The organism is Halorussus marinus, from assembly GCF_004521895.1.
Lineage (GTDB): Archaea > Halobacteriota > Halobacteria > Halobacteriales > Haladaptataceae > Halorussus > Halorussus marinus.
On record NZ_SBIR01000001.1, the window covers coordinates 312927 to 327012 of the forward strand.

A 14086-nucleotide genomic window follows, 5' to 3' on the forward strand; every position below is an offset into this window, starting at 1 on the left:
GGACTCGCGGCGTACGCTCGCTATGAGCGAATCAGGCGACGACGACCGCGAACTTGGCATCGACTTCGGCGACGTCGAGGACGACCTCGAAGACGAAGAGTACCCCGTCTCCGCCGACGAACTGCTCGACCGGTACGGCGACCGCGAGATCGGGATGTCCGACGGCACCGAGTCGTTTCGCGAGGTGCTGGTGACCGGCGGCGACGAGGAGTTCGAATCGGCCGACGAGGTGCGACAGGCCGTCCTGAACCGGGTCGGAAGCGAGGCGGTGGGTCGGCAGGGCTACTCGGATCGGGGCGCGGGGAGCGCCCAAGACGAGGGAAGCGACGAGTCGTTCTGACCGGCGCCGGGACTCGACGACCGGGACAAGCGCTAACCCGACCCCGTCCGAACCGCCGGTATGGTTCGTGTCCTCTCAGACTCGGCGGTCGCACAGTGCCTCTCGCTGTCCGAACTGCTCCCCGTGGTCCGCGAGGCGTTCGTCAGGCAGGGCCGCGACGAAGTAGAGCGCCCCGAGCGGCCCCACTTCCCGGTCGGCGCGGGGCCCGACGGCTCCGATCCGGCCGGCACCGGGCTGGTGATGCCCGCGTACGTCCGCGGGGCCGACTACTACGCGACGAAACTGGTCGGGGTCCACGAGGGCAACGCCGAACGGGGCCTGCCGACGGTCAACGCCCAGATCGCGCTGACCGCGGCCGACACGGGTCTGCCGGCCGGCTACCTCGCGGGGACCCGCATCACCAACGCCCGGACGGGGTGTATCGGCGGGCTCGCGGCGGCCGAACTCGCGACCGGCCCGGTGACGCTCGGGCTCCTCGGGGCGGGCACGCAGGCTCGCTGGCAGGCCCGCGCCATCGACGCCGCGACCGATCTCGACGCGGTTCGGGTCTACTCGCCGAGCGACTCGAAACGCGAGTGTGCGGCCGACCTCGGCGACGAACTCGGCGTCCCCGCCGAGCCGGTCGACGCGCCCGAAGCCGCGGTCGCCGGCGCGAACGTCGTGGTGACCGCGACCACCGCCACCGACCCCGTCTTCGACGGCGGGGCGCTCGACCCCGGGACGCTCGTCGTCGCGGTCGGGGCCTACGAGGCGGAGATGCGCGAACTCGACGCCGAGACCTTCGAGCGCGCGAGCCGGCTGTTCGCCGACGTGCCCGCGGAGGTCGCGGAGATCGGCGATGCGCGCGAGGCGGGACTCGACGCCGAGGACTTCGCGCCGCTGTCTGTGGTGTTCGACGGCGATCGGGGCCGCGAGCGCGCGGACGAGATTCTCGTGGTCGAGAGCGTCGGGACTGCGGTGCTGGACGCGGCGGCCGCCGAACACGTCTTCGACGCGGCCGAGACGCGAGACGCGGGCACCGAGGTGCCGCTGTAGCTCACTCCCCGTCGGCGCCGGCGGCGTCCGGCGTCGGCGACTCGGGCGGCGTTTCTTCGTCGTCTCCCTCGCCGATAACCGTCTCTTTCCACGTCCCGCGGGTGAACCACAGCGCGGCCACGATCGCGCCGACGACGTTGCCCAGCGCCATCCCGACCCAGATGCCGGTCGGCCCCCAGTCCGCGACGAACGCGAGGTAGTAGACCGTCGGCACCCGGCCGATCCAGAGCGCGAGCACGGAGAACGCCATCGCGGTCTTGGTGTTGCCGGCGCCCCGGTAGGCCCCGAGCATCACCTGCAGGACCGCCATGAACGTGAACTCGACCGACCGGATCCGGAGGTACTCCGAGCCGTACGCGACGGTCTGGGCGGCCGCGTCGGTGCCGGTCGCCATGAACACCGAGACGATGGGCTCGGGGACGAGCGCGGCGACGACCGCGACCACGAACATCACAGCCGCGCCGGCTTTCGCCGCGAGCCAGACCGCCCGCTCGGCCCGGTCGGTCTTCTTCGCGCCCAGATTCTGGCCGACCATCGTGTTGGTCGCCCGGCCCAGCCCCATCGCCGGCAGAAAGACCAGCGACGCGAGCCGGTTGCCCAGCCCGTAGGCCGAGACCACCGGCGGCGCGAACTGGACCACCATCGCGGTCAGGGTGATCATCGCCAGCGCGCTCATCGACTGTTCGAGCGTCGAGGGGACGCCGATCCGGACGATGTCCCAGATGTAGCCGACGTCGGGCAACAGGTACTCGAGGCGGACGTCGGGACCGGCCCGCGCGACGAACAGGATGTAGAACCCGAGCAGGCTGGCGACGCCCCGCGAGAAGATGGTCGCCAGCGCCGCGCCCTCGATCCCCATCGCCGGGAACGGCCCCCAGCCGAAGATGAGCGCCGGGTCCAACACGACGTTGAGCGCGACGCTCACGACCATCACCCGCATCGGCGTCCGGGTGTTGCCGTAGCCTCGCATCAGCGCCGAGAACACGAAGAAGCCGAACAGGAACGGCAGGCCGAGGAAGAACACCTCCATGTAGTCGGCCGCCAGCGGGATGATCTGGGCGGTCGTCTGGCCTTGGCTCGGGAGGACAGCCAGCATCGGCTCGGTCGCGACGTAGCCGATCGCGCTCAACAGGACCGCGAGGATCGTGACGAACATCAGGATCTGGCCGGCGACTTTGCCCGCCGAACCCTCGCTGTCGGCCCCGGTGTACTGAGCGACCAGAATCGAGCCCGCGGTGGTGAACCCGCCCGCGATCGAGATGAGCAGGAAGATGAGCGGGAACGCGAGGCTGATCGCCCCGACCGCGTCGGCCGACAGCCGCCCCAGCCAGAAGGTGTCGGCGATGTTGTAGGTCACCTGGAGGAGCTGGATGACAACGATCGGCCACGCCAACCGGAACATCGGTCGGACTAACCCGCCTTCGGTTATCGAGTCGTCCGGCGTCGCGGGTTCCATTGTGTTTCGAAACGAAAGGTCGTCGTTTGAACGTTGTGGGTCTCGGCCACAGCGACCGGCGTCGGTCGCCGCGCGAACGGTACGGTCGCAGTACTCACGTCGCTAACAAATCAGTTTCCCATCCGCGGTACTCGTTCCCATTCGCCGCTTTGGGTTCCCGACCCGCGGTGAGTCCCCAGTCCGGTCGGAGACGAGGAAACGAGTCCAGACGACGCGCGCCGTCTCCGCGCGTCGGGATTGTCGACGGGCGGCCGATTAGAGTTCGACGAGAATCTTCACTTCCTCTCGGTCCGAGTCGAGGAGCGCCTCGAAGCCGTCTTCGACGACGCTCTCCAGTTCGATTCGACTGCTGATCAGCGCCTCCGGATCGAGGGCTCCGGAGTCGAACATGTCGAGGACCGCACCGAACTCCTCGTCCGACCGGGGACCGCCCTGGTAGGCGAGCGTCCCGGTGAGCGTCCGCTCGCCCATGACGAACTCGTTGGGCTGGAGTTCCACGCTGTCCTCGAAAATGCTGACGATCGTGACGTTCCCGCCCGAGGCGGTCGACGCGACCGCGTCTTGGACGGTCTGTTCGATCCCCGCGACTTCGAACGCGACGTCGACGCCGCCGTCGGTCCGCTCGGTGATGTACTCGACCGCGTCGGTCTCGATCGGCGAGAGCGCCTCGTCCGCGCCGACCTCGGCCGCGAGCTCGCGCCGCGAGTCCTGGGGTTCGACCGCGTAGATCGTCCCCGCCCCGGCCGCCCGGAGCACCTGAATCACCGTCAGGCCGATCGGGCCCGCGCCGTACACCGCGACCGAATCGCCGGCGTCGAAATCGCTCGTCCGGAGCGCGTGGAAGCCGACGCTGTACGGCTCGACGAGGGCGCCGTACTCGGTGGGGACCGAGCCCGGAAGCGCGACGGCCTTCTCCTCGGGGACGACGACCTCCTCGGAGAGTCCACCGCCCCCGCCGGACAGCCCGACGAACCCGCCCGACTCACAGAGGTGGTACTGGCCCGCCTCACACTGCCGGCACTCGTCGCAGTACACGATCGGATTCACCGCCACCTGATCGCCGACGGAGAGGTCGCTCACGTCGTCGCCGACCTCCGTCACTTCCCCCGCGAACTCGTGGCCCATCGGGATCGGGAGCGTCTCTCCGGTCACCGGATGTGGCTCGCCTTCGTCGGGGATGAAGATCGGACCGGCCGCGTACTCGTGGAGGTCCGAGCCACAGATCCCGCACGCCTCGACGGCGACGCGGACTTCGTCTGTGCCGGGCCCGTCGGGCCGTTCGATGTCTTCGACGCGTACGTCCTCTCGACCGTGGTAAACTGCTGCTCTCATTGCAGGTCCCGTTTGACGGCGTCGACGGATAATAGTTCATATCGGCGAGCAATCAACTTCCGGGGATTCCGTTACTGGGACCGGTCGGCGGTCGGTGGGCGAGACGCGTCCGTGACTCCCAGACTCGACCCCGTCGATCATCACACTTCGAGAATCGAACGGGCGGCATGGGATTTGAACCCATGACCTCTTGGTCCGGAACCAAGCGTTCTGTCCGCTGAACTAGCCGCCCTCACACCCAGATACTCGGTTCGCCGGTATAACGGTTATGAAATGCGCGAGTCGACCGGCGCCGTCCCGCTGGTCGGCAAGTCGACGCGTGATCGCGTTCGCGCCGCTGTGCGAGCGGCGATTCGTCCCGAACGACGAACCGGTCGCTGTCGATGTAGTGTTCCGGAAAAACGCGTGTCGGACCGCCGTCAGGCGGACTACCGCGTAATTAAAGACGCGTCAGGTTCGACGCGCGGGGGCCCTTGTCGGCCTGTTCGATGTCAAACTCTACCTCAGTTCCCTCTTCGAGGTCCGGGCCGCCGATGTCTTCCATGTGGAAGAACACGTCGTCGTCCGCGTCGTCCGTCGAGATGAAACCGTAGCCGCCTGTGTCGTTGAAGAAATCAACGTTGCCTTCTGCCATTGCAAATAGACAAATGCCCGTCGCACGGATAAGGCTTCGCAATCTGTTTTCTCGCTCGTCGATATATTGGTCAAACGTATTCGAAACGACTCCAAAACTGCGTAAATGAATACGGCCAGTCAACTACTCGCCGCATCGTCCCGTCTTTCGTCGGCTTTTCGCGTGAATCCCTCCGTATCCACAGTTCTCGCTTTCGAGATAGGTCGACCGGTCGTCTTTCGGGGTTCGCTCCCGCAACAGCCCATCAGCTCCTCACTACCGCAGAGACAATTCGTCGGCGCCGGCTCCTCGCGTCGCTCGTCGCGTGGCGCCGTCAGAAGTGGGTCTGGGCGGGTTCGAACCGCCGACTTCGGCCTTGTAAAGGCCGCGTCATGACCAACTAGACCACAGACCCCGCACCCGAACACAACCGCTCGCCGGAAATAACGTTTACCTTCTCGCCCGGGCTTCGAAATCACTACCACGGCCGGGGCCCACGCCTCCCGCATGGACGAGATCGAGGCGCTCGCCGAGCAGGACGGGTGGCGGACCGAAGGGTTCGCCGCGCGCGTCCACTACGGCGGCGGCGACGACCGGTACAGTATCGAGTACTACGCGCCAAGCGACTGCGTCGTCTACTGGAAAGTCAAGGGCGACGGCGAGACCGCGGTCCCGGTCGGTCGCGACACCGTCCCCGACCCGCTTCGAGAGCGCATCCGTCGCGATCTGGCCGAGGCGGGCGTCGATCCGGCCGCCGAACAGCGGACGCTGTAGGAGTCGGGACCCCAACCACGTTACCTTTTCTCACACTATCGCCAGCCATAAGACCGCCGTTTCCGTACTGAACGGTCCGATGGGCACCCACTCGGAGCGCGTGTTTCGATTCGAAGGAAACATTTTCAAGAGCCGAACCATTCCGAAGTGACAATGACACTCCCTGACGAGGACGACGACCCCTTCGAGGAACAACGGGAGAACGCGGAGAATCCGATGAAGCGACTGTTCCTCGAATACGGGTCGGACAACAGACTCGCGTTCGCTACCGGGGTGGTCGCGAGCATCTTCGCTCGGGTCCTGAATCTGCTCCCGCCGCTCATTCTCGGCGTCGCCATCGACGCGCTGTTCGCCGACGGCGAGGGGGTCGCGTACGCGGTCGCGCTCTCGAATCAGATCCCGCTCGTCTCCGAGGGGTTCGCGACCCGGATCGCCCCCGCGGCCGCATCCGATCAGTTCTGGTTCTCGGTCGCGATCATCGCGGGCGCGTTCGGGTTCGGCGCGGCGTTCCACTGGGCGCGCAACTGGGGGTGGAACTCGTTCGCCCAGAACATCCAACACTCGGTCCGGACCGACACCTACGACAAGATGCAGCGGCTCAACATGGACTTTTTCGCCGACAAGCAGACCGGCGAGATGATGTCGATCCTCTCGAACGACGTGAACCGGCTCGAGCGGTTCCTCAACGACGGGATGAACTCCGGGTTCCGGCTCGGCGTGATGGTCGTCGCCATCGCGGTCATCCTGTTCAGCATGAACTGGCAGCTCGCGCTGGTCGCGATGGTGCCGGTGCCGCTCATCGCGTTTTTCACCTACAAGTTCGTCGAGATCATCCAGCCCAAGTACGCCGAGGTCCGGTCGACGGTCGGCAAAGTCAACTCCCGGCTCGAGAACAACCTCGGCGGGATTCAGGTCATCAAGACCAGCAACACCGAGTCCTACGAGTCCGACCGCGTCGAGGAGGTCTCGGACGACTACTTCGGCGCCAACTGGGGGGCGATCATCACCCGGATCAAGTTCTTCCCGTCGCTCCAGATCCTCTCGGGGCTCGGGTTCGCGCTGACGTTCATCGTCGGCGGGCTCTGGGTGTTCAACGGGCAGGGACCGTGGCTGTTCACCGGCGAACTCAGCCGCGGCGAGTTCGTCGTGTTCATCCTGCTGACCCAGCGGTTCATCTGGCCGATGGCCCAGTTCGGCTCGATCATCAACATGTACCAGCGCGCGTACGCCTCCAGCGCTCGCATCTTCGGCCTGATGGACGAGCCGAGCCGCATCACTGAGGACCCAGACGCCGAGGAGCTGACCGTCGACGAGGGCGAGGTCGTCTACGACGACGTGACGTTCGGCTACGACGACGACGAGACGATCGTCGAGGACATCTCCTTCGAGGTCGACGGCGGCGAGACGCTCGCGCTGGTCGGTCCCACCGGCGCGGGCAAGTCGACGGTCCTCAAGCTTCTGTTGCGGATGTACGACGTCGACGAGGGAGCCATTCGGATCGACGGCACCGACCTCCGGGACGTAAGCCTGCCGAGCCTCCGGCAGGCCATCGGATACGTCAGCCAGGACACCTTCATGTTCTACGGCACGGTCGCAGAGAACATCGCCTACGGCTCGTTCGGCGCCGACCACGAGGAGATCGTCGAGGCCGCCAAGGCCGCCGAGGCCCACGAGTTCATCACGAACCTCCCCGAGGGCTACGACACCGAGGTCGGCGAGCGCGGGGTCAAGCTCTCGGGCGGCCAGCGCCAGCGCATCTCCATCGCGCGCGCTGTCCTCAAAGACCCCGAGATACTCGTGCTCGACGAGGCGACCAGCGACGTCGACACCGAGACCGAGATGCTCATCCAGCGCAGTCTCGACGACCTCACCGAGGATCGAACCACGTTCTCGATCGCCCACCGGCTCTCGACGATCAAGGACGCCGACCAGATCGCCGTCCTCGAAGGCGGCCGGATCGTCGAGCGGGGCACCCACGACGATCTGCTCGGCGAAGACGGCCTCTACGCCCACCTGTGGGGCGTTCAGGCCGGCGAGATCGACGAGCTCCCCGAGGAGTTCATCGAGCGAGCGGCCCGCCGGACCGCCCGCACCGACGCCACCGACGACTAACCTCGTCGGTAGCGGTTCCCGCTCTTGTCGCGCTTGAACTCGCGTTGGCGGTCTCGCTCGCGGTCCATCCGCCGCTCGTACTCCCGGAGTTCGCGCTCGCGTCCGCCCGCCCGATCCGACGCGTCGTCCTCGCGCGGGCCGCCGTACCGGCGCGTCTCTTTCTCCCGGTCGACGCCCGCCGATCGGGACTGCTCGTCGGCCGTCCGGGCGTCGGCGGGCTCGCGAAGCGGTTGGGTCCGTTTCGGCGGCGACGCGTCTCCTCGGTCGCCGGCTCCCGGCTCGCCGGTCTGCCGTCGGGACGACTCGGCGTCGTCTCGTCGGGACTCCTCGCCGGACTCCGGTCGGTCGCCGCTCCGTCCGCCGCGTCGCTCCGAGTCTACTCGCTCGGAGTCGGACTCGTCGGTCGTCGACGCGTCCGGTTCGTTCGTCGCTCGCGGTCTCTCGGATCGCCGCTCCGGTTCGGGCTCCTGTCGCGGGGTGGACGCTCCGCCGGTCGCGGTCTGGTCGCGATCTCCGGGCTCGCCCGCGCCGGGGTCGCTCCGCTCGCCGGCGGAGCCGCTTTCGACGCGGGGTTCGGTCGCCGGCGCCGCGTTCGTCGGCGGTCGCGATCCGTACCGTCGCGGCGGCCGGTCGGACCGTGGTCGCTCGCGCGAGCCGTACCGGTGGCCGACCGGCGGTCGCGCCGCGGCCCGGCCCCGATCGGTCCGTCGCTCGGCGGGGTCGGTTCGGCGCCGCTCGCGACCGGCGTCCGCCTCGCGGCCGCCGTTCTGATACCGACCGATGGTGGCGTCCGCTCGTTCGCCCGACTCCTCGCCGTCGTCGTCGCGGTTGTCGGTAGCCATGATCCGAGAGAAACTGCGCGAGTCGGCGACTAAACCGAGCCGACCGTTCACATCGTTTTCGCGGGGGGCCGGGATTCAACGCGGCGTTACGCGGTCTCGGTCGGGACCTCGTCGGGCGCGCGGTCGAGGAACTCGACGCCGTAGGTCCCGAGCCACGACAGCACCGTCCGGACCGCCTCGGGATCGGCGACCCGGTAGCCGGCGTCGGTCGCCGGATCGTCGCCGACCTTGATCGCGACGCCGTCGTCGGCCAGCACCGCGAACGCCGCCTCGTCGGTGGTGTCGTCGCCGACGTATATCGGTAGCCACGCGGCGTCCTCGGGGACGAGTTCGTCGCGCAATCGAGCGACCGCCTCGCCCTTGTCCCACTCGACCGCGGGCCGGAGTTCGAGCACCTCCTTGCCGGTCGTGAGTCGAAGGTCCTCGCGGGCGGCCGCAAGCGACTCGACCGTCTCGACGACGGCGGAGACCGCCGCGTCCTCGACCAGTCGGTAGTGGACCGTCGCGGTCACGCCCTTGTTCTCGACGATGACGCCCTCGACGTCGGCGAGCTCGGCGGCGACCTGCTCACAGACCTCCGCGATGGCGGTCTCGGCCGCCTCGGCGGCGGGGTGGACGACGTACTCGTCGGTGTGGAGCTCGAGGCCGTGATTCCCGGCGTACGAGGCGCTCGGGATCGCCACCCGTTCGCGTACGTCGGCCAGTTCGCGGCCGCTGACGACCGCGACTTCCACGTCCGGGCGGTCGGCCAGCGCCGCGACGACCTCGCGGGTCGCGTCGGGCAACGTCGCCGCCTCCGGGCGCCCCTCGATGGCCGCGAGCGTCCCGTCGAAGTCGAGAGCGACCAGCAGGCCGTCGCGGTCGACCAGCCCCTCGACCAGCGCGTAGAGGTGCTCGCTGATCGCCGGCGGGGTCTCGGGGGCGTCGGTCGCTTCGTCGGTCATCTGGTCGGTTCGGCCGGGGCCGACCGCCGGCCGCGCTCGATCGCGGCCGCGGTCTCGAAGGTCGATTCGAGCCACGCGTAGACGTCCTCGGCGTGGACCACCCGCTGGAGGTCGGCGATCCGAACGCGCCGCGCCCGCTCGCTCATCCCGAGGGCCTCCTCGATGGCGTCGGCGACGCTCTCGGGGTCGTGGGGGTGGACCAGAATCGACCCCTCTCCGAGTTGCTCGCTCGCGCCCGCGAGTTCGCTCAACACCAGCACGCCGGGGTCGGCGGTCTGGGCCGCGACGAACTCCTTCGCGACGAGGTTCATCCCGTCCCGGACCGGGGTGACGAGCGCGAGGTCGGCCTCCCGGTAGAGCGCCGCGAGCCCGGCCTCGGGAAGGTGTTCGGTCACCGCGACCACCGGCGTCCAGTCGTCGGTCCCGAATCGGTCGTTGACCCGATCGATGGCGTCGCCGACACGGCTCTGGAGGCGCTGGTAGTCGCCGATGTCGCCGCGGCTCTCGATGCTCTTCTGGAGGTATGTGAACTCCTCGCGCCACTCGGGGTGCTCGGCCCAGAACAGTTCGAGCGCGTCGAGGCGTTGCTCGATGCCTTTCGTGTAGTCGAGGCGCTCGACCCCGAGCGCGAACCGGTGGTCCCCGACGAGGCCGTGTTTCTCGCTGAACGACGCCCAGAAGTCGTCGCCGGCCTCGGTCTCCGAGAGTTCGGCCTGCCGGGCGGCGTCGATGCCAAGCGGGAACGACCGCACGAACGTCCGCCGGCCCCGGTGGGCGATGCTCCGATTGGCCCGGTCGACGCGGGCGTCGGTCGCGGCGTCGACGCAGTCGAGGAAGTTCCGGCAGTACTCGTCGGTGTGGAAGCCGATCAGGTCGTTGGCAAGCAGGCCGTCGAGCAACTGTTCGTACTGCGGGCAGGCGTGGAACACGTCCCACGACGGCCACGGGATGTGCCAGAAGTGCGCGAGAAAGGCGTCGGGCCGGGCGTCCCGGACCCGCCGGGGCGCGAGCGCGAGGTGGTAGTCCTGAAACCACACTACGGGGTCGCTGTCGGTCGCGCCGAGCACCGCGTCGGCGAAGTCGTCGTTTGTCTCGCGGTAGGCCCGCCAGTACGACGGCTCGGGCGTCATCTTCGCGGTGTCGAGGTGACACAGCGGCCACAGCACCTGATTGCTGTACCCCCGGTAGTAGCCGTCGACCTGCTCGTCGGTGAGCCACACCCGCCGCAGGTCGTAGCTGGGGTCCTCGGGCGGGACGGCGACGACGCCGTCGGGGCCGACCGTCTCGCGGTCGGCGTCGCCGTCGCCCCACGCGACCCACGTTCCCTCGACGGCTTGCATCACCGGGTCGAGCGCCGCGGTCAGCCCGCCGGCCGGCCTGTCGACGACGACCTCCCCGTCCTCGCGGTGGTGACTGTACGGTTCGCGGTTCGATACGACGACGAGCTCGCGGTCCTCACAAAGCGTCGCGACGGTCTCGACTGCGGCCTCTGCTATCGCCCCTGTCGTGTCTGAACTCATGGAGTTTGATCCCTCGCGGCGGAGCGACCCGCCGTCGACGAGTGTACTGCAAACGCTTGCTCGGACGGCGGTATAACGTAGTCGTCCGTTCAAAACCGTTCCAAAACTGAAACGATCGGGCCGCGGGGTTACGGGGGGTCTAAGCGAGGGTAACCCCGGCTTATCGGGGAGAAACGAGCGCGTTCGGCGGCGTGATGACCTGCGGACACCGTACGACGGGCGGGGGGGTAGACGGCCCGGGATCGCTCGGTCTCAGTCCCCGGAGGCCGCGACGTACAGGTCGTAGAGCTCCGATACCGCGAGCAGGACGCCGGGAACGACGATCAGGGCCACGATCCCGGGCCCCGACTGAGCGAACGAGATCACCCGACCGACGAACGGGATGTGGAACATGACTCGGCCCTCGACGTTCGAGGCCGGGACCAGCGCTCGGTCGGCCTCCTCGTTGGCGTCGCCTTTGGTCTTGAAGTGGCGCTCGCCGCCCTGTTCGGTCACCGACACGACCCGGTGGGTCACCAGATTCACGTCCGCGAGTTCGTGGTCCGCGGGCGGCTCGTAGGTGATGACGTCGCCCTCCTCGATCGCGTCGGTCGCGACCCCGTCGACCACGACCACGTCGCCGGCGTGGATCGCCGGCGACATACTGCTCGAGAGGACGACGTGGCTCGCGTCCGCGCCCACGACCTGCGGGACGGCGACGACGACGAACGGGACGACGATCGCGAGCAAGACGACGAATCCAAGCGTTCGGAGGGCGCTTGCGGTGTTTATCGAGGCGACGCGCTGGCGTAGCGATTGTTCTCGGCTCATGTCTCGGTCTCAGTCGTAGTGGTAGTCTCGGTCGTCGTTCGGTTCGCGGTAGTCGATTGCGGGGTTTCGGTCGCGGTGGTCGTTTCGCTCTCGGTCGTCGTGGTGGTGGTCGTTTCGTTCTCGGTCGTGGTGGTGGTCGTTTCGCTCTCGGTCGTGGTGGTCTCGTTCGCGACTGTTGTGGGAGTGGTCGTTTCGTTCGGAGTGGCGTCGGTCGTCGTCGCCGTCTCCGTGACGGTCGTCTCGTTCGTGGCGGTAGTCGTCGGTGCAGTAGTCGTCTCGGCGGTCTCGCGAACTGTCTCGTTTCCGGACTCGTCGGGGGCCGTAGTGGGGGTGGGAGTGTCTTCTGTTTCGGCAACCGAACTCGAACCGAACGCTGTTGCGCTACTCGCGTCGTCGTCGCTGTTCGACTCCTCTGCCCGACACTCGCTCACGGTCAGCGTCGCTACCTTCTTGCCGTTCACGGTCCACGACGGCTTTTTCCCTGCCTTCTTCTCGCCGAGCCAACCAATCCCCCGTCCGGCCGTGAGTTCGTACTCGCCGGCGGGCAGAGTCGCCCTCGTCTTCACTTTGTGGTGGACCGTTCCCACCCAAATCACACGATCGTCTACCCTCTCGATTTGGACGATGACGTTTCCTTTTCCTTCGTTCTCTAGGGTCACCGTGTGACAGGACGTCGTCGCGACGACGTTCCGTCCGGGCGGGTCCGGCGTGGTCGTCGGTTCGAAATCGGCGGTGATCGAGACCGTCGTCGACTCCTGATCGGAGAGCAGTCCGTAGGTGTACGCGCCGCTCGTGAACGCGCAGACGACGATCACGATGCCCGCCAGCGCCGCGGCCCGCGAGAGGTCGGTGTCGTTCCACGCCATTATGCGGTCCCCCCGGTCATGTCTCTCGGACGTGTGATAATATCATTTTTCCCGACTAAATCGGTCGGGGCTGTCGGCGCCCCCGCGTCCTGCAGTGCGCTCGCGTCGTCGACGACGGTTGCGTTGAAATCGAAGCTGACCGAATCGCTCTGGATCTCGTTGCCGACGTCGGCGTCGACGCGCCACTCGGCGACGAGGTCGACCGTCTCCCCGGCGTCGAGACGGGTCCGGGCGCTCAACTGCTCGGGCGACTGGCTCCCGAGCGCGACGTACGACGAGTCGTCGCCCGCGAGATACGCGACGGTTTCGCCCGACTCGTCTTCGAGGCTGATTCGCACGTCGAGCGCGGCGGCCAGCTCGCCGCTCGACGGCGAGTCGTCGACGGCGCGCTCGGGTTCGGTCAGCCCGTTCTCGCGCTCCGCGATCGCCGCGATCGACGCACGGAGCACGCCCTCGTCGTCGCCGTCGTTGGTGATCGCCAGCCGACCCTCCCCGGAGTACCCGGGAGCCACGCCGGCCACGTCGAGGACCGCCGGAGCCGCCTCGCCGTCGCCGAGTCGGACCGACGGCTCGCCGTCCGACCCGCCGAACGCGTAGACCGTCGGGGCCTCCTCGTTGATCACCCGGACGGCGTAGCCGTCGACGGTCGAGACGCGATCGAGTTCGCTACCGTTCGCGTCGAACAACACGCCGGTGACGGAGACGAACCCCTCCCGGGAGACGTTCGCGCCGTCCTCGTCGACGTCGAATTCGCTCGCCCGGTCGCCCTCGGCGTAGACCAGTTCGGTCCCGCCCAGCGCCGCTTCGACGGCGAGACTCGACCCGTTCGGCTCGACCTCAACGCGCCGGGATTCGCGCCACTCCGAGTCTGGCGTCCAGGTCTGGACGACCAGCGCAACTCGGGTGACGCTCGCGCCCGCGGTCCAGTCGAGCGCGCCGGTGAGGTTCCCCGCGACGCGCTCGACCGCGCCGTCGTCGTTGCGCACCGTCGGCGGGTCCGACGCCGAGAGCGCGAGCGTCGCGTTCGGCGCGACGGGGTCGGGCGCCGTGGTCGTCTCCGGGGTGGTCGTCGTCGCCGTCTCGGGATCGAGCGCGGCCTCGTCGGCATCGCTCGCGTCGGTCGTCGCGGTCGACTCGGTCGCGGTGGTCGTCGCGGTCGGCTGAGTGGTCACGGTCGGGTCGGGCGGCGCCGGCGTGGTGGTCGGGGTCGTGGTCTGCTCGTCGGCGCCGTCGGTGAGCGTCCCGACGAACCCGAACCCGGCGCCAGCGACGACGACCCCGGTGATGAGTAACACGAGCGCCGTCTGCCGGACGCCCATCTTCGTCAGGCGAGCGAGGAGTTCACGGAGCACCGCGATCACCCGCGTTAACGGAACTCGACCCGATCACGTCGAATAGAACCCGGTTAGATGAAGCGTCATCGAATCCTCCTCTAAAAGTCG

General features: G+C 68.1%; 13 protein-coding genes and 2 tRNA genes. 4 read left to right on the forward strand and 11 right to left on the reverse strand.

Going from position 1 to position 14086, the window contains the following annotated elements; translation table 11 throughout:
- The first annotated feature begins 22 nt into the window (after positions 1–22).
- Together EPL04_RS01480 and EPL04_RS01485 are read left to right on the forward strand one after the other, a co-directional pair.
- A complete protein-coding gene (locus EPL04_RS01480) occupies positions 23–340 on the forward strand; it encodes a DUF5789 family protein (protein ID WP_134668748.1) in 318 nt (105 codons plus the stop codon).
- A gap of 60 nt (positions 341–400) precedes the next feature.
- The gene (locus EPL04_RS01485; RefSeq protein ID WP_134668750.1) at positions 401–1375 is read left to right on the forward strand and encodes an ornithine cyclodeaminase family protein; all 975 of its coding nucleotides are present in this window, start codon (positions 401–403) and stop codon (positions 1373–1375) included.
- A 1-nt stretch (position 1376) separates the two neighbouring features.
- Here EPL04_RS01485 and EPL04_RS01490 read toward each other — a convergent pair whose 3' ends face one another.
- The 5 genes from EPL04_RS01490 to EPL04_RS01510 all read right to left on the reverse strand — a co-directional run bounded on the left by EPL04_RS01490 (position 1377) and on the right by EPL04_RS01510 (position 5191).
- Entirely contained in the window at positions 1377–2831 is a 1455-nt protein-coding gene (locus EPL04_RS01490; RefSeq protein WP_303645956.1) for an MATE family efflux transporter, read from the reverse strand.
- A 255-nt stretch (positions 2832–3086) separates the two neighbouring features.
- Positions 3087–4163 carry a 2,3-butanediol dehydrogenase gene (locus EPL04_RS01495; protein WP_134668751.1) on the reverse strand — a complete coding sequence of 359 codons (1077 nt, stop codon included), beginning with the start codon at positions 4161–4163 and terminating at the stop codon, positions 3087–3089.
- A gap of 159 nt (positions 4164–4322) precedes the next feature.
- Positions 4323–4395 (reverse strand) — tRNA-Arg (locus tag EPL04_RS01500).
- Positions 4396–4602: 207 nt separating this feature from the next.
- Positions 4603–4797, reverse strand: coding sequence for a cold-shock protein (locus tag EPL04_RS01505; protein ID WP_134668753.1), 195 nt, complete (start codon positions 4795–4797; stop codon positions 4603–4605).
- A 320-nt stretch (positions 4798–5117) separates the two neighbouring features.
- Positions 5118–5191: transfer RNA gene (locus tag EPL04_RS01510), tRNA-Val, on the reverse strand.
- A 92-nt stretch (positions 5192–5283) separates the two neighbouring features.
- On the opposite strand from EPL04_RS01510, the gene EPL04_RS01515 reads away from it, so the two are divergent.
- Together EPL04_RS01515 and EPL04_RS01520 are read left to right on the forward strand one after the other, a co-directional pair.
- A complete protein-coding gene (locus tag EPL04_RS01515; RefSeq protein ID WP_134668755.1) occupies positions 5284–5550 on the forward strand; it encodes a DUF7538 family protein in 267 nt (88 codons plus the stop codon).
- Between the two features lie 153 nt (positions 5551–5703).
- Positions 5704–7662, forward strand: a complete 1959-nt coding sequence (locus tag EPL04_RS01520) for an ABC transporter ATP-binding protein (RefSeq protein WP_134668757.1) — start codon at positions 5704–5706, stop codon at positions 7660–7662.
- Here EPL04_RS01520 and EPL04_RS01525 read toward each other — a convergent pair.
- From EPL04_RS01525 to EPL04_RS01550, 6 genes are all read right to left on the reverse strand, one after another.
- The gene (locus tag EPL04_RS01525; protein ID WP_134668758.1) at positions 7659–8504 is read right to left on the reverse strand and encodes a hypothetical protein; all 846 of its coding nucleotides are present in this window, start codon (positions 8502–8504) and stop codon (positions 7659–7661) included. The two genes, EPL04_RS01520 and EPL04_RS01525, sit on opposite strands and share 4 nt — an antisense overlap.
- 86 nt (positions 8505–8590) lie before the next feature.
- A complete protein-coding gene (otsB, locus tag EPL04_RS01530; RefSeq protein ID WP_134668760.1) occupies positions 8591–9448 on the reverse strand; it encodes a trehalose-phosphatase in 858 nt (285 codons plus the stop codon).
- Positions 9445–10968, reverse strand: coding sequence for an alpha,alpha-trehalose-phosphate synthase (UDP-forming) (locus EPL04_RS01535; RefSeq protein ID WP_134668761.1), 1524 nt, complete (start codon positions 10966–10968; stop codon positions 9445–9447). The genes otsB and EPL04_RS01535 overlap by 4 nt, the downstream gene beginning before the upstream one ends.
- 252 nt (positions 10969–11220) lie before the next feature.
- Positions 11221–11778 carry a signal peptidase I gene (locus EPL04_RS01540; RefSeq protein ID WP_134668763.1) on the reverse strand — a complete coding sequence of 186 codons (558 nt, stop codon included), beginning with the start codon at positions 11776–11778 and terminating at the stop codon, positions 11221–11223.
- Positions 11775–12644 carry a hypothetical protein gene (locus tag EPL04_RS18555; RefSeq protein ID WP_167599390.1) on the reverse strand — a complete coding sequence of 290 codons (870 nt, stop codon included), beginning with the start codon at positions 12642–12644 and terminating at the stop codon, positions 11775–11777. Before EPL04_RS18555 ends, EPL04_RS01540 begins: the two co-directional genes overlap by 4 nt.
- A complete protein-coding gene (locus tag EPL04_RS01550) occupies positions 12644–13996 on the reverse strand; it encodes a hypothetical protein (protein ID WP_134668764.1) in 1353 nt (450 codons plus the stop codon). The genes EPL04_RS18555 and EPL04_RS01550 overlap by 1 nt, the downstream gene beginning before the upstream one ends.
- Positions 13997–14086: the final 90 nt, after the last annotated feature.

What these genes read in the sequence shown, in the direction of transcription:
- otsB (WP_134668760.1), bottom strand. Translation starts at nt 9,448, where the DNA reads ATGACCGACGAAGCGACCGACGCCCCCGAGACCCCGCCGGCGATCAGC.
- EPL04_RS01485 (WP_134668750.1), top strand. Translation starts at nt 401, where the DNA reads ATGGTTCGTGTCCTCTCAGACTCGGCGGTCGCACAGTGCCTCTCGCTG.
- EPL04_RS01540 (WP_134668763.1), bottom strand. Translation starts at nt 11,778, where the DNA reads ATGAGCCGAGAACAATCGCTACGCCAGCGCGTCGCCTCGATAAACACC.
- EPL04_RS01535 (WP_134668761.1), bottom strand. Translation starts at nt 10,968, where the DNA reads ATGAGTTCAGACACGACAGGGGCGATAGCAGAGGCCGCAGTCGAGACC.
- EPL04_RS01490 (WP_303645956.1), bottom strand. Translation starts at nt 2,831, where the DNA reads ATGGAACCCGCGACGCCGGACGACTCGATAACCGAAGGCGGGTTAGTC.
- EPL04_RS01505 (WP_134668753.1), bottom strand. Translation starts at nt 4,797, where the DNA reads ATGGCAGAAGGCAACGTTGATTTCTTCAACGACACAGGCGGCTACGGT.
- EPL04_RS01480 (WP_134668748.1), top strand. Translation starts at nt 23, where the DNA reads ATGAGCGAATCAGGCGACGACGACCGCGAACTTGGCATCGACTTCGGC.
- EPL04_RS18555 (WP_167599390.1), bottom strand. Translation starts at nt 12,644, where the DNA reads ATGGCGTGGAACGACACCGACCTCTCGCGGGCCGCGGCGCTGGCGGGC.
- EPL04_RS01515 (WP_134668755.1), top strand. Translation starts at nt 5,284, where the DNA reads ATGGACGAGATCGAGGCGCTCGCCGAGCAGGACGGGTGGCGGACCGAA.
- EPL04_RS01525 (WP_134668758.1), bottom strand. Translation starts at nt 8,504, where the DNA reads ATGGCTACCGACAACCGCGACGACGACGGCGAGGAGTCGGGCGAACGA.
- EPL04_RS01520 (WP_134668757.1), top strand. Translation starts at nt 5,704, where the DNA reads ATGACACTCCCTGACGAGGACGACGACCCCTTCGAGGAACAACGGGAG.
- EPL04_RS01495 (WP_134668751.1), bottom strand. Translation starts at nt 4,163, where the DNA reads ATGAGAGCAGCAGTTTACCACGGTCGAGAGGACGTACGCGTCGAAGAC.